Annotated in this window: 14 protein-coding genes; 10 read left to right on the top strand and 4 right to left on the bottom strand. The window is 72.9% G+C overall.

The features are described 5' to 3' along the window. Nucleotides 1-60 precede the first annotated feature (60 nt). On the top strand, nucleotides 61-957 hold the full coding sequence (locus AB0J71_RS04075; protein WP_352323968.1) for a hypothetical protein: 897 nt from the start codon (nucleotides 61-63) through the stop codon (nucleotides 955-957). Here the strand turns inward: AB0J71_RS04075 and AB0J71_RS04070 are convergent. After that, entirely contained in the window at nucleotides 939-2252 is a 1314-nt protein-coding gene (locus tag AB0J71_RS04070; RefSeq protein WP_352323967.1) for a GH1 family beta-glucosidase, read from the bottom strand. The two genes, AB0J71_RS04075 and AB0J71_RS04070, sit on opposite strands and share 19 nt — an antisense overlap. 88 nt (nucleotides 2253-2340) lie before the next feature. Between AB0J71_RS04070 and AB0J71_RS04065 the strand changes: the two genes are divergently transcribed. Beyond that, nucleotides 2341-2979 (top strand): TetR family transcriptional regulator, encoded by a 639-nt coding sequence (locus tag AB0J71_RS04065; RefSeq protein ID WP_352323966.1) that lies wholly within the window; start codon nucleotides 2341-2343, stop codon nucleotides 2977-2979. Between the two features lie 5 nt (nucleotides 2980-2984). On the opposite strand, the gene AB0J71_RS04060 is transcribed toward AB0J71_RS04065, so the two are convergent. Further along, nucleotides 2985-3908 carry an aldo/keto reductase gene (locus AB0J71_RS04060; protein ID WP_364412601.1) on the bottom strand — a complete coding sequence of 308 codons (924 nt, stop codon included), beginning with the start codon at nucleotides 3906-3908 and terminating at the stop codon, nucleotides 2985-2987. 80 nt (nucleotides 3909-3988) lie between these two features. Between AB0J71_RS04060 and AB0J71_RS04055 the strand changes: the two genes are divergently transcribed. The 7 genes from AB0J71_RS04055 (at nucleotide 3989) to AB0J71_RS04025 (ending at nucleotide 12579) form a co-directional block, all read left to right on the top strand. Then, nucleotides 3989-4348, top strand: a complete 360-nt coding sequence (locus AB0J71_RS04055) for a MerR family transcriptional regulator (protein ID WP_352323964.1) — start codon at nucleotides 3989-3991, stop codon at nucleotides 4346-4348. A gap of 36 nt (nucleotides 4349-4384) precedes the next feature. Beyond that, the gene (locus tag AB0J71_RS04050) at nucleotides 4385-5809 is read left to right on the top strand and encodes a penicillin-binding transpeptidase domain-containing protein (RefSeq protein ID WP_352323963.1); all 1425 of its coding nucleotides are present in this window, start codon (nucleotides 4385-4387) and stop codon (nucleotides 5807-5809) included. A gap of 69 nt (nucleotides 5810-5878) precedes the next feature. Then, entirely contained in the window at nucleotides 5879-8233 is a 2355-nt protein-coding gene (locus AB0J71_RS04045) for a LuxR C-terminal-related transcriptional regulator (protein ID WP_364412598.1), read from the top strand. A gap of 358 nt (nucleotides 8234-8591) precedes the next feature. Beyond that, a complete protein-coding gene (locus AB0J71_RS04040) occupies nucleotides 8592-9365 on the top strand; it encodes an AMP-binding protein (protein ID WP_352323961.1) in 774 nt (257 codons plus the stop codon). Nucleotides 9366-9490: 125 nt separating this feature from the next. Continuing rightward, nucleotides 9491-10786: an ABC transporter substrate-binding protein gene (locus AB0J71_RS04035; RefSeq protein WP_352323960.1), complete on the top strand. Its 1296-nt coding sequence runs from the start codon at nucleotides 9491-9493 to the stop codon at nucleotides 10784-10786. A gap of 54 nt (nucleotides 10787-10840) precedes the next feature. After that, a complete protein-coding gene (locus AB0J71_RS04030) occupies nucleotides 10841-11722 on the top strand; it encodes a sugar ABC transporter permease (protein WP_352323958.1) in 882 nt (293 codons plus the stop codon). Further along, nucleotides 11719-12579 carry a carbohydrate ABC transporter permease gene (locus AB0J71_RS04025; RefSeq protein WP_352323956.1) on the top strand — a complete coding sequence of 287 codons (861 nt, stop codon included), beginning with the start codon at nucleotides 11719-11721 and terminating at the stop codon, nucleotides 12577-12579. Before AB0J71_RS04030 ends, AB0J71_RS04025 begins: the two co-directional genes overlap by 4 nt. A gap of 14 nt (nucleotides 12580-12593) precedes the next feature. On the opposite strand, the gene AB0J71_RS04020 is transcribed toward AB0J71_RS04025, so the two are convergent. After that, a complete protein-coding gene (locus AB0J71_RS04020) occupies nucleotides 12594-13580 on the bottom strand; it encodes a winged helix-turn-helix domain-containing protein (protein WP_364412595.1) in 987 nt (328 codons plus the stop codon). 59 nt (nucleotides 13581-13639) lie between these two features. Here AB0J71_RS04020 and AB0J71_RS04015 point away from each other — a divergent pair, with 59 nt between their 5' ends. Beyond that, nucleotides 13640-14953, top strand: a complete 1314-nt coding sequence (locus AB0J71_RS04015; RefSeq protein ID WP_364412593.1) for an MFS transporter — start codon at nucleotides 13640-13642, stop codon at nucleotides 14951-14953. Here the strand turns inward: AB0J71_RS04015 and AB0J71_RS04010 are convergent. Then, the gene (locus AB0J71_RS04010) at nucleotides 14916-15887 is read right to left on the bottom strand and encodes a LacI family DNA-binding transcriptional regulator (RefSeq protein ID WP_352323975.1); all 972 of its coding nucleotides are present in this window, start codon (nucleotides 15885-15887) and stop codon (nucleotides 14916-14918) included. The genes AB0J71_RS04015 and AB0J71_RS04010 overlap by 38 nt on opposite strands. Nucleotides 15888-15966: the final 79 nt, after the last annotated feature.

Below are 15966 nucleotides of genomic sequence, written 5' to 3'. Positions count from 1 at the left end.
TGACAGCCATCAAGATCATCTTCTATAGTTTCGGTCCGTCTATGCGAGGAGGGGACGGGTGTGAGGATCTGGCGGCTCGCCGCGGTCTTCGTCGTCCTCTCCGGGCTGCTCGGGCTCGCCTCCCCGCAACCGGCGTCGGCCGATCCCAACATCGACGAGCTGCGCAGGCTCACCAGGCAGGCGTCCCGGCTCAACGACCTCTACCGCGGCCAGATCCAGAGCCTGGAGGAGATCAGGATCCAGGCCAAGAACGCCACCGACACCTCCGGCGACCTGGCGGCCCGCCTGGCCGCGGCCCAGGCCGGCGTGGCCGAGATCGCGCGCCAGGCGTACGTCAACGGCCCCCTCGACGGCATGCAGCTGTTCGGTCTCAGCGTCGACCCGGCCATCGCGCTCGGGCAGGCCGCGAACATGTCGTACATGGCCGCCGAGCGGACCGAGCGCGTCCGGAGCATCCAGAATCTCATCGCGAAGTCCAAAGAGGCCAAGCTCAACGCCAACGACAAGATCAACAAGCTGAAGAAGGAGATCAGGACCCTGCAGGGCAAGCGGCGCGAGATCGAGCGCCTGCTCGCCAAGTACGGCTTCCAGCAGCCCGGCGGCGCCGAGGGCCTGACCCCGCGCATGATCGCGGTACGCGCCGAGATCATGCAGAACTTCCCGATGAAGTACGGCGTGGGCTGCCTGCGCCCCGGCGACCCCGGCGAGCACGGCAAGGGCCGGGCCTGCGACTTCATGATGTCCCGCGGCGGCACCATGGCCTCCGGGGCCGACGCCGACCGCGGGGACGCCCTGGCCGAATGGCTCATCAAGAACGGCGCGCGGATCGGCGTCATGTACATCATCTGGAAGCAGCGCTACTACGACATCCGGTCAGGCGGAGGCTGGGACCCCATGTCCGACCGGGGCGGCGTGACCGCCAACCACTACGACCACGTTCACGTCTCGGTGTTCTGAGCGACGCGCTCCCGGTACCACGCGTAGGACGCCTTCGGGGTGCGGCGGCCCGTGGCGAAGTCCACGTGCACCAGGCCGAAGCGCTGGTGGTAGCCCTCGGCCCACTCGAAGTTGTCCAGCAGCGACCAGACGAAGTAGCCGCGCACGTCCACGCCCTCGGCCCGCGCGGCCATGACGGCGTCGATGTGGCCGCGCAGGTAGTCGATGCGGGCCTGGTCCTCGACCGTGCCCCGCGGGGTGAGCTCGTCGGGCTGGGAGCAGCCGTTCTCGGTGACGTGGATCGGCGGGAGCGCGCTGCCGTACCGGGCCTTGAGGCCGGTCAGGAGCTCGCGCAGGCCGTCGGGGACGACCGGCCAGCCGAACGCGGTGGTGGGATACCCGGTGACGCCGGTGTCGGTGAACGGGAGCAGCTCGCCCGGCGGCGGGGCGGCGATCCGGGTGGGGTTGTAGTAGTTGATGCCGAGGGCGTCCAGGGGGGCGGAGATGGTCTCCAGGTCGCCGTCATGGACGAAGTCGAGACCGGCGGCGTAGGCCGACAGATCCGGATACTTCCCGAGCAGCACCGGGTCGTTGAACAGCCGGTTGTGCAGGACATCGTAGGCGTCGGCGGCCTTGACGTCCGCCTCCTCCCGCGAGGCGGGCCAGACCGGCGTGCAGTTGTTGGTGATGGCCACCTGCCCCGCGCCGGCCGCGCGCAGGGCCGCGACCGCCAGGCCGTGGCCGAGGAGCTGGTGGTGCGCGACGGGCAGGGCGTCGAGCAGCAGGGCCTGGCCGGGGGCGTGGACGCCCATGGCGTGGCCGAAGGCCATGTGGACGAACGGCTCGTTCAGGGTGATCCACAGCGGGATGCGGTCGGCCAGGCGCTCGGCGACGATCGCGGCGTAGTCGGCGAAGCGGCCGGCCGTGTCGCGGGCCGTCCAGCCGCCGCGGTCCTGGAGGGCCTGGGGCAGGTCCCAGTGGAAGAGCGTCGGCACGGGCTGGATGCCGGCCGCCAGCAGGCCGTCGGTGAGGCGATCGTAGAAGTCGAGGCCCGCGGGGTTGACCTCGCCCGTGCCGAGCGGCTGCACCCGCGGCCAGGCGATGGAGAAGCGGTAGGCGTTCACGCCGAGGCCGGACATGAGGGCGATGTCCTCGCGCCAGCGGTGGTAGTGGTCGCAGGCCACGTCGCCGGTGTGGCCGTCCCTGGTGCGGCCGGGCTCGTGGGCGAAGGTGTCCCAGATGGACGCGCCCCGGCCGTCCTCGGCCACCGCGCCCTCGATCTGGTAGGCGGCGGTCGCCGTACCCCATAAGAACATCTCGGCTCCTTTATGCGAGTATGGCTCATGTTAACGGACGGCAAAGAGGCCGGTCTGTACCTGCTGGTAATAAGCCAGGATGGGGAGCATGACGAGTACCTTGCGCCGCCGTCCCGCCCAGCGCCGGAGCGTGGAGCGGGTGGAGCGGATGCTCGACGAGTGCGCGCTCCTGCTCGACGAGGTGGGCTACGAGGCGTTGACCACGAAGGAGGTCGCGCGCCGCGCCGAGGTCCCCATCGGCACCTTCTACCAGTTCTTCCACGACAAGCAGGGCCTGGTGCGCGCCCTCGCGCTGCGCAACCTGGAGGCGTTCCTCCAGCGGGTCACCCAGTGCATCGCCGAGGCCGACCTCGGCCACTGGACCGACCTGGTCGACCTGGCCATCGACGAGTTCGTCGACATGAAGCGCACCACCCCCGGGTTCGCGGTGGTCGACTTCGGCGAGGTCCTGCCCACCCCGGGCGGGCCGCCGCTGGAGGGCACCAAACGCACGCTCGACAGCGCCCTCGACAACAACGTCATCGTGGCCGACCGGTTGCGCGCCCTCACCCTCGCCCTGCTCGACGCGCCCGCGGGCCCCGGGCTCGACCGGGCGCTCGTGGTGGCCGTCGAGGCCACCGACGCCGTGCTCAAGCTCGCCTTCCGGGCCGATCCCGGCGGCGACCCCGACCTGATCGCCGAGTGCAAGCAGCTCGTCCGCCGCTACCTCGCCGACCACCTGCCCTGATCCCCCTAGGCGACGGCGTTCAGGCGGGCGCGCAGCTCGGCGTCCAGCTTGACGTCCGCCGCGCCGACGACCTCGTCGAGCTGGGCCGTCGTGGACACGCCGACCACGGGCACGTGACCGTCGGCCATCAGCCAGGCCAGCACCACCTGGTTGGGCGTCGCGCCCAGCTCACCGGCGACCTCCCGCAGCGCGGCCAGGCGGCGGGCGGTGCCCGGGTGGTCGTAGACCTCCGGCATCGGCCGGTCGGCCCGCGTGTAGGCCCCCGCCATCAGCGTGTTGTAGGCCCACAGCGTCACGTCCGGCTCGGCGGCGACGTAGTCGAGGGCGTCGTCCGAGGCCAGCGTGTGGCCGCCCTCCGGGAGCCGGGTGAAGGGCCGCGGGCGCAGGTAGGTGTGGCGCAGCTGGAGGTGGCCGTACGGCAGCCAGCCACGCGCGCCCGACAGGTTCCTGGCCCGCTCCAGCCGCCAGGCGGCGATGTTGCTGGCCCCCAGCGCGCGGACCTTGCCCTGCTCGGCCAGCGTGTTCAGGGCGCCGAGCGTCTCGTGCAGCGGCACCGAACGGTCCTCGATGTGCGACCAGTACAGGTCGACGTAGTCGGTCCGCAGCCTGCGCAGGCTGCCCTCGGCGGCCCGCGCCACGGCCGCCGCCGACAGGCCCTCGGCCGAGTCGAGGGTGCGGTCGCCGGGCACGGTCGGCCGGGCCCCGCCCTTGGTGCCGATGAAGATCCGGTCCCGGTTGCCGCGCGCGGCCAGCCAGGCGCCGATGGCCTCCTCGCTCTCGTCGCCGGTGCGGCCCTCGTTCCAGAAGGGGTAATTGTTGGCGGTGTCCAGCATGGTGCCGCCGGCGTCCTGGAAGCGGTCGAGGATGGCGAAGGTCTCCCGCAGGCCGACGGTGGTGCCGAACGGGATGGTGCCGAGTGCGATGTTCATGGGGCAGACCCTCGGACCTGGAGCGCACTCCATGTCAAGCCATTGACCTGGAGTGCGCTCCAGGTGAAAGACTGGGAGGCGTGAGCGTGTACACCCCCGCCGAGGTCGTCGAGGAGACCGGCTTCAGCATCGACACCCTCCGCTACTACGAGAAGATCGGCCTGCTGGAGCGCGTGGAGCGCAACGCGGCCGGTCAGCGCAGGTTCAGCGAGGAGGACGTCGGCTGGCTCGGCATGATCCGCTGCCTGCGCGACACCGGCATGCCCATCGCCATGCTGCTGCGCTTCGCCGAGCTCGTCCGCGGCGGCGACGAGACGATCCCCGACCGCATCAGGCTCCTGGAGGAGCACGACCGGCAGGTCCAGGCCCAGATCGCCAACCTGGCCGAGCGCCAGGACTACATCCACCGCAAGATTTCCTACTACCGCAGCGTCCTGTAGCCCTGCCTTGGTGGTCCGGTTGTTAGACCAAGGACCATGGCGGGAACCAGGGCGAAGCGGATCGACGTCCCGCTGGGCCGCATGGCCGTGCTCTGCGCGGCCCTGCTGTTCGTGCTGCTGGCCCACCTCACGGTCGTCCAGGCGTTCGGGACGCGGGGGCTCAACGCCGACCGCCGCAACGAGCGCTCGCTCATCGCCCGGTTCGCCCGTCCGCGCGGCGACATCCTGACCTACGACGGCGCGACCGTGGCCAGGAGCCGCCCGACGCCCGGCGGCGGCCCGTACCGGTTCCAGCGGGTCTACACCGACGGCGAGCTCTACGCCCCCGTGACCGGCTACCTGTCCCTCTACCGTTCCACCGGCGTGGAGGAGGCCGAGGACGGCGTCCTGTCCGGCGACGACGCCAAGGTCAAGGTGCGCTCGATGGTCAGCGACGGCGACGTGGCCGGCGCCGACGTGCGGCTGACCATCGGCCAGCGCACCCAGTGGGCCGCCTACCACGCCCTGGAGGCCACCGGCGTGCCCGGCGCGGCCGTGGCCATCGACCCGGCCACCGGCGCGATCCTCGCCCTGGCCAGCTACCCGTCCTACGACCCCAACACGCTGGCCACCTTCGACCCCGTCCGGCTCGACGGCGCCCTCGCCCGGCTGCGCGACGCCCCCGGCCGGCCCCTGCTGAACCGGGCGCTGGACCAGGTCTATCCGCCGGGGGCCACGTTCAAGGTGGTGACCACGGCCGCGGCGCTGGCCTCGGGCGAGTACACGCCCACGGCCCCCGTGGACGCCGCCGTCCGCCCGCGGCTGCCCGCCTCGCTCGCCGGTTCGTGCGGCCGGCCCCGGCCCACGCTGCTGCGCGCCTTCCAGACCTCGTGCGACACCGCGTTCGCGGGCATCGGGGTGCAGCTCGGCCAGGACAGCCTCCGCGACCAGGCCGAGGCGTTCGGGTTCGGCGACGGCGACCTGCGCGTGCCGATGGCCCCGGCGGCCAGCACGTACCCGCAGGGCATGGACCGGGCGCGGACCGCCCTGTCGGCCGTCGGCCGGGACCAGGACCGGGCGACGCCGCTGATGGTGGCGATGTTGTCGGCGGCCGTGGCCAACAACGGCGTGCTGATGCGGCCGTACCTGGTGGAGGAGGTGAGTCTGCCGGACGGCTCGCTGCTCGGCCAGGCGGGGCCGCAGCCGTACCGCACCACCATGACGACCGTCCAGGCCCGCTACCTGGCCGCGATGATGACCGCGGGGACGCACCCGGGCGGGCCGGGCGCGGCCGTGGCCGTCCCCGGCGTCGAGGTGGCCGCCAAGATCGCCACGATGGGCGGCGAGCACGCGCTGGCCACGGCGTTCGCCCCGGCGACCGCGCCGGAGGTGGCCGTCGGCGTGGTGCTGGAGCACCCCGGCCCCCGGGCCGGCGCGGTGGCGCAGGTGGCCCGCGCGGTGCTGGAGGCCGCCCTGGCCTGACCGCGGGCCGCCGAGTTCGCCACCGATGGAGTCTGGGCGCGAACGGTAGTTGATGCCACACTCACAGTGATGCTGCGAACCGCCGATTTCCGCAACCTGCCCGCCGAGCCCAACCTGTTCGTGGGCCGGGAGTCCGATCTCGATGAGCTGGCCCACCTCGGCCGCGTCTCGCGGGTGGTGACGCTGTGCGGCGCGGGGGGCATCGGCAAGACGCGCCTGGCCCTGCGCCTGGCCGCCCGGGTCGCCGCCGAGCACCCCGACGGCGTGTGGCTGGTCGAGCTGGCCGACGTCGAGAAGGGCGAGCTGCGGGAGCGGGTCCGCGCCGCGCTCGGCATCGCCGACGACCTGGCCGACACCATCGGCGGCCGCCGCGTGCTGCTCGTCCTGGACAACTGCGAGCCGGTGGTCGCGGAGTGCGCCGAGCTCTGCCGCGACCTGCTCGGCGCCTGCCCGCGGCTCACCGTGCTGGCCACCAGCCGCGAGCCGCTGCGGGTGCCGGGCGAGACGGTCTGGCGGGTGCCGCCGCTCTCGCTCGTCGGCGAGGAGAGCGAGGCCGTGCGCCTGTTCGTGACCAGGGCCACCGCCGCGCGTCCCGGCTTCGAGCTGACCGAGGAGACGCTGCCGCTGGCGATCGAGCTGTGCCAGGCGCTCGACGGGCTGCCGCTGGCGATCGAGCTGGCCGCCGCCATGGTGCGGGTGTTGTCGGTCAGGCAGCTCGTCGAGCGGCTCGACGACCGGTTCAGGGTGCTGGCGGGCGGCGCCCGTACGGCCCACGCCAGGCACCGTACGCTGCGTGCCGCCGTCGACTGGAGCTACCGGCTGCTCAGCCCCCAGGAACGCCTGCTGCTGCGCCGCGTGGCGGCCTTCCGCTCCTGCTGGACGCTCGACCTGGCCGAAGCGGTGTGCGCCGGCTCCGGCCTGCCGGAGGAGGACGTGCTGCCGCGCCTGTGCGACCTGGTGGACAAGTCGCTGGTCGTGCTCGACGGCGAGGTCGCCGGCCAGGCGCGCTACCGGCTGCTGGAGACCGTCCGCGAATACGCGCTGGAGCGGCTCGCCGAGTCCGGCGAGGAGGCGGCGCTGCGCCGCGCGCACCTGGCCGCGCTCGCCGGCCTGGCCGGGCGGTTCAAGGACGTCCTCGCGCCGGGGGTGCGCACGTCGTGGCCCGTGGTCGAGCGCTTCGTCAACCTGTTCGACGGGCTCAAGGCCGAGGTGGGCGCGGCCTGCGACTGGGCCGTGGCGAGCGGGTCGCCGCAGACCGCCCTGCAACTGCTCACCGACGTGCGCTACCTGCTGATGGCCAGCGGGCGGCGGCTGGACATCGCCGACCGGCTCGACCGGCTGCTCGCGCTCGACGCCCCCGACGTGCCCGAGGGCTTACGCGGGCAGGCGATGATCCTGCGCGGTGAGCTGGCGCTCGCGGCCGGCGAGACGGGGCTCGCGGCGCGGTGCGTACAGATCGGGCTGGCGCTGTGCGTCGACGCCCGGGACGCCTACGGCGAGGCCGTGGGCCTGATCATGCTGGCCCAGGCGACCGGCGACCAGGAGTCCCTGACCCCGGCCCTGGAGGCGGCGCGGCGGCGCGGCGACCCGATCCTGGAGTCGCTCGCCCAGGGCACCCGGGCCGACTTCGGCCTGCGGGCCGGCCGCCTGCACGAGGCGCGGCGCGCGTTCGAGGAGGTCCTGTCGCTGAGCGAACGGCTGGACAACCACCTCGGCCAGTCCTACGGGCACATCGGCCTGGCCCAGATCGCCCGGCGCACCGGCGACCGGCCGGCCGCCCGGCGGCACTACGAGGCCGGCCTGCGCCTGCTGCGGCACATCGACGCCCGGCAGCAGATCGTGAGCTGCCTGGCCGGGCTCGGCCGTGTCGCGCTGGACGAGGGCGACCTGGCCGAGGCCCGCGCGCGGCTCACCGAGGCGCTGGTGCTCAGCCGCGACGCGGGCCTGCGCGACAGCATCGCCCGGCGGCTGGCGGCCTGGGCGCGCCTGGGGGCCGCCGAGGGCGACGACCGGCGCGCGGTCCTGCTGGCGGCCGCCTCCCTGGGGCTGCGCGAGCGCCGCCCCGACGCCCGCACCGAGGAGCTGCTGGCGCCCGCCCGCGAACGGCTCGGCGAGGCCGCGGTGGCGCTGCTGTGGGCCGAGGGCCTGGCGATGACGGCCGACCAGGCGGTCTCGTGCGCGCTCGGCGGGCCGTTGCCCGACCTGCCGGCCGTGCCGGTCGCCCCGGCGGCCCAGGACAGCAGGCTGACGGCCAGGGAACGCGAGATCGCCGAGCTGGTGGCCCGCGGGCTGAGCAACCGGGCCATCGCCGACGAACTGGTGATCAGCCCGGCCACCGCCGCGCGGCACGTCGCCAACATCCTCGGCAAGCTGGGCTTCTCCACACGTACACAGATTGCCGCATGGATGATCGGCGGACGCTGATCCCGGCGGGTTCTCTACACATCGCCGCCGCCCGGCGCTTACATCGTCGAATGGCCATGTCAGCGCATGTGCCGCCCCGGTCGGAACGCCTACCGTTCTGCGTGTGATCGACCGCGCCCCGCGCTCCCCGTCCTCGCGCCGGGGGCCGCGACGGCCGATCGACCGAGGGACGTCACGCGTCCCGACGGAGCCGGGCCTTCTCGGAGGGGTGGGGGCCCGGTTCCAGGGCGCGTGACAGCGGGCTCGAGTCGCGCAGGGCTCGGGCCCGCCCACCTCGGCCCTGGGCTGCGGAAATGCACACCGCTCTACATACATCGGTGGATGCGGCCGGCGCGCGGGCGACCGTACGTTGACGGGCATGACGCCGTCCGCCTCGTCCTCCGGCACCGTGATCCACGAGGTGTTCCGCCGGGCCTACGAGCGGGGCGAGCGGCCGGCGCTCATCGATCTGCGCGGCGGCCACGTCTACGGCTACCGCAGCCTGGTGACCGAGGTGACCAGGGCGGCGTCCGGGCTGGTGCGCAGGGGAGCGCGCCGCGACCAGGTGGTGGGGGTGCACGTCTCCACGACCGGCACCCAGACCGTGGCCGTGCACACCGTGCTGGCGGCCGGCGGGGTGGCCGCGCCGATCGGCCCGGGGCTCGGCGCCGAGGAGGTGGCGGCGCTGCTGCGCGAGTGCGACGCCCGCATGCTGATCACCACCCCCGACCTGGCGGAGACGGCGATCGCGGCGGCCGACGGCTCCCGGGTGCGCCAGGTGGTCTCGCTCGGCCCGGCGCTCGACACGATCGACTTCCGCGGCCTGCTCGTGCTGGAGCCCACCGCGCTGCCCGCCCTCGACGCCGAGCGCCAGGACGCGCTGGCGCTCCCCGGCGGCGCCCGGCTCACCCACGCCGACCTGCTGGCCAGGATGGCCGAGCTCGACGTGCCCGTCGGCCTGACGGAGTCCGACGTCGTGCTGTGCACGTGGCCGCCCGGCGCCGGCGCCGACCTGCCCGCCCTGGTCGGCCTGGCCGTGTCCAAGGGCGCGCTCGTCGTGGCCGCGGCCCGCGGCGACCTGCCCGGATCCGGCTACGACGCGGGCGTCACCGTGCTCACCGGGCCCGCCGGCACGCTGCGGCGCGTGGGCTGAGTATGCGGACCTGTTACCTGCTCCGCCCTTGACGTCGGCGCGCGCGAAGTGGGTTGATAGCCGTTGTTGACAACGTTGTCAAAGGTCACCAACTTTCGGGGGGATCGCGAAGGGAATGGTGTGCGATGCGACGGTGGTTAGCGGCCGTCTCGATCACGATGGCGGGCGTCCTGGGCCTGGCGGGCTGCGGCGGAGGCAGCGGCGGCGGCCAGACTTCCGAGCCGGGCTCGTCGAGCGGCGGCAAGCAGCAGGTGGAGGTCTTCTCCTGGTGGACGGGACCCGGTGAGGCCGACGGCCTCGCGGCGATGAAGAAGATATTCGAGGACAAGAACCCCAACTACACGTTCTTCGACGCCGCCGTGGCGGGCGGCTCGGGTGACAAGGCCAAGGCGCTGTTGCAGTCGAAGTTGCAGGCCGGGACGCCGCCCGACACCTTCCAGGGCCACGCCGGCGCCGAATTGCAGGGCTACATCAAGGCGGGCAACCTGGAGGACCTGACGTTCCTGTACGACGAGCTGAAGCTGAAGGACGTCTTCCCCGCCCAGCTCGTCGAGCAGATCAGCGTCGAGGGCAAGATCTACTCGGTGCCGGTCAACATCCACCGGTCCAACGTCCTGTGGTTCAACCCCAAGGTGCTCAAGGACGCCGGCATCGCGGCCGCGCCCAAGACGATCGAGGAGTTCATCGCCGACCTGGAGAAGGTCAAGGCCAAGGGCAAGATCCCGATCTCGGTCGGCTCGGAGTGGACGGCCACCCACCTGCTGGAGAACGTGCTGCTCGGCTCGCTCGGCACCGACGCCTACAACGCGCTGTTCAAGCCGGGCGCCGACTGGAGCGGCCCGCAGATGACGAAGGCGCTGGAGAACTACGCCAAGATCATGTCGTACGCGGGCGATCCGCAGGACGACTGGCAGCCCGCCGCCAAGCAGGTGGCCGACGGCGAGGCGGCGTTCAACATCATGGGCGACTGGGCCTACGGCTACTTCCACAACCCGCCGGAGGGCGGCCTCGGCAAGACGTCCAAGTCGGACTTCGACTGGGCGCCCGCGCCCGGCACCGCGGGCACCTACCTGTGGCTGTCGGACAGCTTCACGCTGCCCAAGGGCGCCAAGAACCGGGACGGGGCCGTCGCCTGGCTGAAGGTCGCGGCGAGCAAGGAGGGCCAGGACGCCTTCAACCCCAAGAAGGGCTCCATCCCCGCCCGCAAGGACGCCGACCAGTCGCTCTACACCGACTACCTGGCCGACGCGCTGAAGGACTGGTCGGGGAACAAGCTGGCCGGTTCCATCCAGCACGGCGTCTCGGTGAGCCAGCCGTGGCTGGCCTCGATCAACGAGGCGGTCGGGCTGTTCATCGGCAGCAAGGACGTCAAGGGCCTGCAGCAGGGCCTGGCCGACGCGGCCAAGGCCAACGCTCAGTGACGCAGGCGGGTACGGCGGGGCGCTCCCGCCGTACCCGCGCGAAGGGAAACGGTTGTGAGGCGGGCACGCACCTGGCTGCCCGGACTCCTCCTCGTCGCGCCGTCGATCGTGGCGATCGGCGTGTTCGTGTACGGCATGCTGGGCTGGAACTTCCGCCTGGCCATGACGGACCAGCACGATGAGGTGTCCGAGGGCACGTTCGTGGGGCTGAAGAACTTCGTCGACATCTGGGACCAGGCGCGCTGGCGCCTGTCGGTCGACCACGCGATCGTGTTCACGATCGTGTTCGTGGCGGGGGCGCTGGTGCTGGGCTGGTTCCTGGCGTTCCTCATGGAGAAGGGGATCTGGGGGGAGGGCACGTTCCGGGCGATCTACCTGTTCCCGATGGCCGTGTCGTTCGTCGCGACCGGCATCGTGTGGCGGTGGCTGATGAACTCCGGGACGGGCGAGCGGGCGGTCGGCCTGAACCGGCTGTTCGACGCGATCGGGCTGCCGCAGTGGCAGTGGTTCAGGGATCCGGACTGGGGGATGGCCGCGATGGCGCTCCCAGCGATCTGGCAGATGTCCGGATATGTCATGGCGTTGTTCCTGGCGGGCTTCCGCGGCGTCCCCGAGGAGCTGCGCGAGGCCGCGCGGGTGGACGGCGCCGGCGAGTGGGGCGTCTACCGGCACGTGGTGCTGCCCATGCTCAGGCCGGTCACCCTGTCGGCGCTGATCATCCTGGGACACATCTCGCTCAAGGTCTTCGACCTCATCGTGGCGGTGTCCGGCAAGCAGATCATCACCGACGTGCCCGCGGTGTTCATGTGGGTGGCGGTCTACGACTCGCACGACCCGGCGAAGGGGGCCACGATCGCCTCGTACATCGTGCTCAGCGTGGCGGTCTTCGTGATCCCGTACCTGATCTGGTCGGTGCGCAGGGAGCGCAGGCCATGACGGCCGTCGCCGCCCGGCGCAGGACCGGGTTCGGGATCGTGCGGTTCTGCCTGCTGCTCGCCCTGGTGGTCGTCGTCCTCGTCCCGATCTACGTGCTGCTGGCCACCAGCTTCAAGCCGCTCACCGAGGCCGACCCCGGCCAGGCGTGGAACCTGCCCAGGACGTGGACCACCGAGGCGTGGCGGGTGGCCTGGGAGAAGCTGGCCCCCGGCCTGTGGAACAGCGTGCTGCTGGCCGTCCCGGGCTCGCTGCTGTCGTGCGCGTTCGGGTCGATGAACGGCTACGTGCTGTCCAAATGGCGCTTCCCCGGCGCGGACGTGCTGTTCACGCTGTTCCTGTTCGGCATGTTCATCCCCTACCAGGGCGTGATGATCCCGCTGGTCAAGCTCATGGTCTGGCTGAACGAGCAGACCGGGCTGCAGGGCGTCTTCTACGGCGGCATCCCGGGCCTGGTGCTCGCGCACGTCGTGTACGGCATCCCCATCTGCACGCTGATCTTCCGCAACTACTACGTCACCATCCCCGACGAGCTGATCGAGGCCTCGCGGGTGGACGGCGCCGGCATGCTGCGCGCGTACTGGTCGGTCGTGCTGCCGGTGTCGTGGCCCGCGATCGCGGTGGTGATCATCTGGCAGTTCACCTCCCTGTGGAACGACTTCCTGTTCGCCGTCTTCATCACCGGGCCGCAGAGCTGGCCGACCACCGTCATGCTCAACAACATCGCCGGGGCCCAGGCCACCCCCTACAGCCAGCAGATGGCCGCGGCCGTCCTGGCCTCGATCCCGACGATGCTGATCTACGTGCTGCTCGGCCGGTTCTTCATGCGCGGCCTGATGGCGGGCGCGCTGAAGGGCTGACGCCGCACGGCCCGCTACGCCGGTGAGCGGGTGACCAGCGCGTCGCCCAGCGGCGTACGGGCATACAGGACGGAACGGCCGGTGCGGGTGCCCACGACCAGGCCCGTCCTGCGCAGGACGGCCAGGTGCCCGCCGGTCGCGCCGAGGCTCTGGCCGAGCAGGGCGGCCAGGTGGGTGGTCGTCGCCGGCACGGCCAGCTCGGTGAGCAGGCGCGCCCTGGTGCGGCCGATCAGCAGCGCCAGGTCGCCGTCCGGCACGCCGACCCCGGCGCCGGTGCCGCGGGCCGGGTAGACCAGCGCGTTGGGCCAGGCCGCCTCCAGGTACACGCCGACCGAGCCGGCGAAGGCGGTCGGCACGAACAGCAGGCCGCCGCCGCCCAGCACGTGCAGGCCGTGGCGGGCGTGCAGGCGCACCTCGATGTGCCCGTCCGGACGCCAGCGCACCTGGTCGCTCAGGTCGTCGAGCGCGGCGGCCCAGCCGTAGGCGGCCAGGCGTCCGGCCCGCTGGATCACGTCGCGTTCGAGGATCGTGTGGAGTCGTGGCCAGCCGACCGAGATGATCTCCCGCCACAGCGCCTCGTACGCGTCGGCCAGCACCTCCACCACCCGCGGCGAGAACAGCAGGTCCCGGACCGGCCCCGGCACCGGCGGCAGCCCCGCCAGCACCCCGGCGATCTCCTTGTGCGCCTGGTGGACCGGGGTCCTGCGCATCGAGGCCAGCTCGGTCTCGAACGGCACGCTCATCCCGGCCGGCGGCGGGGCGATGAAGTCGACGTTCGCGTCGCCCTTGTTGCCGCTGATCGCCGCCAGCGCGCGCAGCGCCGGATGCCGTCGCACCAGGTCGAGGTACGGGCCGCGCCAGCGCTCCACCCACCGGCGGTGCACGCCGGGCTCGTTCCTGCCGTCGAGCGTCCAGTGGGCGTGCATGGTCTCGATCAGCGGCGAGATCGCGAACCTGCTGGCCACCAGGTCCTGCGGGGTCACCTGGATCTTCAGCGCCATCTTTCGGTTATATCCGAAACCATGGCCGGGCCGGGCGCCGGTTCCGCAGCATCGGGGGTGTGAGAGCGGCGACGTACGGCGACGTGTTCGCGGTCAAGGAGTTCCGGGTGCTGTTCGGCAGCTTCGCGCTGCTGGTCACCGGGGACTCGATCAAGATGCTGGCCCTGTCCGTGCTGGTGTACGCGCGGACGGGCTCGCCGGGGTTGTCGGCGGCGGCGTACATGGCGGGGTGGCTGCCGTACATCGTGGGCGGGATGTTCCTGCTGTCGCTGGCCGACCGGGTGCGGCCCCGCGCGCTGATGGTGACCGGCGAGCTGGTCAGGGCGGCGGTGTGCCTGCTGCTCGCCTACGCCGGGCTGCCGGTGTGGGGCATGCTGGCGCTGGTGCTGGTCAGCGGGCTGTTCTCGCCGGTGTTCGGCGCGGCCAGGTCGGCGGCGCTGCCGGACGTCCTGCCCGGGGACGCGTTCGTGCTCGGCCGGTCGGTGCTCGGGGTCGCCTCGGCGGCCTCCCAGGTCGGCGGGCTCGCGGCCGGAGGCGCGTTCCTGGCCTTCGCCGGGGCGCCCGGCGCGCTGGCCGCCACCGCCGCGCTGTCGGCGGCCGGCGCGGTGGTCCTGCGCTTCGGCCTGCCCGACCGGCCCGCCCGCGCCGCCGCCGGGAACGGCGGGACGGGGGCCGTGCGGCAGACGTTGCGGGTGAACCGGTCGCTGCTGGCCGATCGGCGGGTGCGCGGGCTGCTGCTGGCCGGATGGCTGCCGACGATGTGCCTGGCCGGGGCGGAGGCGATGATCGTGCCGTACCTGGGCGGTGAGGGGCGGGCGGGCGTGGTGCTCGCCGCGGCGGCGGCCGGGATGGCGGTGGGGGAGTTCACCGTGGGCAGGTTCGCCGCGCCGCCGCTGCGGGAGCGGTTGTCGGCGCCGCTCGCCGTGCTGCTCGGGGTGCCGTGGCTGGGGTTCGCGCTCGGACCGGGCGTGGGATGGGCCGCGGTGCTGGCCGCGTGCGCGGCCGCGGGGCTCTCCTACCAGCTCGGGTTGCAGCGGCGGTTCGTGGACGCGGTGCCCGAGGAGGGGCGCGGGCAGGCGTTCGGGCTGCAGTCGGCGGGGCTGATGACGGGGCAGGCGGCGGGGGCGGCGGTGGTCGGCGCGCTGGGTGAGGCGATCGGGCCGGGGGTCGCGATCGTCGCGGCGGGCGCGGCCGGTGTTCTGGTCGCCCTGGCCCTGATCGGGCCCCTGCGCCCTTCCACGCCCTCCGGCGCCGACGGTTCCACCGCTTATTCCGCTTCTTCCGGTTCCTCCGGCACGGTCGGTTCCTCCGGCACGGTCGCGGCGCCCGGGGCGGTCACGTCGGCGGAAGCTCGCCGGAGCCCCGCGGGATGAGGCGCACCGGCAGCTCGACGTGCTCCGGCGGGCCGCCGTCACCGCGCAGGCGGCGGAACAGCAGCTCGGCGGCCACCCGGCCCATCCACGCCGGATCCTGGGCCACCACGCTCACCCCCGGTCGCAGCAGATCGGCCAGCTCGAAGTCGTCGAACCCCACCAGCGCGAGCCGCCGTCCCTCCAGCGCCCGCAGCGCGGTCACCGTGAGCCGCCCGTTCCCGGTGAACACCGCGGTCGGCGGCGCGTCCAGGGCGAGCATGCGCCGCAGGTCGGCCCGTACGTCGTCGAGCGACGGCGGGCGCATCGCCACCAGCCGCGGGTCGAACAGCCCGCCGAGCGCCCGCCGGTAGCCCGCCAGCCGCCGCGCCGCGGTGTAGATCGCCGGATCGTCGCCCAGGAAGGCGATCCTGTGGTGCCCGTGCGTGAGCAGGTGCCGGACGGCCTGTTCGGCCCCGCCCGCGTTGTCGGCGAGCACGGTGTCCACCTCGATCCCCGGCTCGGGCGGCCGGTCGGCGAACACCACGGGCGTGCCGGCCTCCAGCTCGCCCCGCAGGTAGGCGTGGTCGTCGCCGGCCGGGACGACGATCAGCCCGTCCACCCGGCGCGCGCAGAACGTCTCGACCAGCTCGCGCTCCCGGCCCGGCTGCTCGCCCGAGGACCCGCTGAGCAGCAGGCAGCCGTGGTCGATGACGACGTCCTCGACGGCTCGGCTGAGACCGGCGTAGAAGGGGTCGGCGACGTCCTCGATGACCAGCCCGATGGTGGCGGTCATGCCCGTGCGCAGGACCCGGGCGCTCTCGTTGCGGCTGTAGCCCAGCCGGTCGATGGCCGCCCGCACCCGCTCGGCGGTGGCCGGATGGACGCCGGGCTCGCCGTTGACCACGCGCGAGACGGTCTTGAGCGCCACGCCCGCCGCCGCCGCGACGTCCTTCATCGTCGGTCTCACGCATGGATCATGTCCTACCGGACCCGGGCGGACAACGTTGTCAGACGTCTGTGCCAGAGTAGGTGCC

Source organism: Nonomuraea sp. NPDC049637 (genome assembly GCF_040675235.1).
In the GTDB taxonomy this organism is placed as follows: domain Bacteria; phylum Actinomycetota; class Actinomycetes; order Streptosporangiales; family Streptosporangiaceae; genus Nonomuraea.
The sequence above is the reverse complement of the archived record's forward strand: the minus strand, read 5'-3'. Positions and strand labels throughout refer to the sequence as shown.

Bases quoted from the DNA above. Each gene is read 5' to 3' on its own strand.
- AB0J71_RS04070 (WP_352323967.1), bottom strand. From the start codon at position 2,252: ATGTTCTTATGGGGTACGGCGACCGCCGCCTACCAGATCGAGGGCGCG.
- AB0J71_RS04010 (WP_352323975.1), bottom strand. From the start codon at position 15,887: ATGAAGGACGTCGCGGCGGCGGCGGGCGTGGCGCTCAAGACCGTCTCG.
- AB0J71_RS04040 (WP_352323961.1), top strand. From the start codon at position 8,592: ATGACGCCGTCCGCCTCGTCCTCCGGCACCGTGATCCACGAGGTGTTC.
- AB0J71_RS04035 (WP_352323960.1), top strand. From the start codon at position 9,491: ATGCGACGGTGGTTAGCGGCCGTCTCGATCACGATGGCGGGCGTCCTG.
- AB0J71_RS04045 (WP_364412598.1), top strand. From the start codon at position 5,879: ATGCTGCGAACCGCCGATTTCCGCAACCTGCCCGCCGAGCCCAACCTG.
- AB0J71_RS04020 (WP_364412595.1), bottom strand. From the start codon at position 13,580: ATGGCGCTGAAGATCCAGGTGACCCCGCAGGACCTGGTGGCCAGCAGG.
- AB0J71_RS04050 (WP_352323963.1), top strand. From the start codon at position 4,385: ATGGCGGGAACCAGGGCGAAGCGGATCGACGTCCCGCTGGGCCGCATG.
- AB0J71_RS04065 (WP_352323966.1), top strand. From the start codon at position 2,341: ATGACGAGTACCTTGCGCCGCCGTCCCGCCCAGCGCCGGAGCGTGGAG.
- AB0J71_RS04025 (WP_352323956.1), top strand. From the start codon at position 11,719: ATGACGGCCGTCGCCGCCCGGCGCAGGACCGGGTTCGGGATCGTGCGG.
- AB0J71_RS04060 (WP_364412601.1), bottom strand. From the start codon at position 3,908: ATGAACATCGCACTCGGCACCATCCCGTTCGGCACCACCGTCGGCCTG.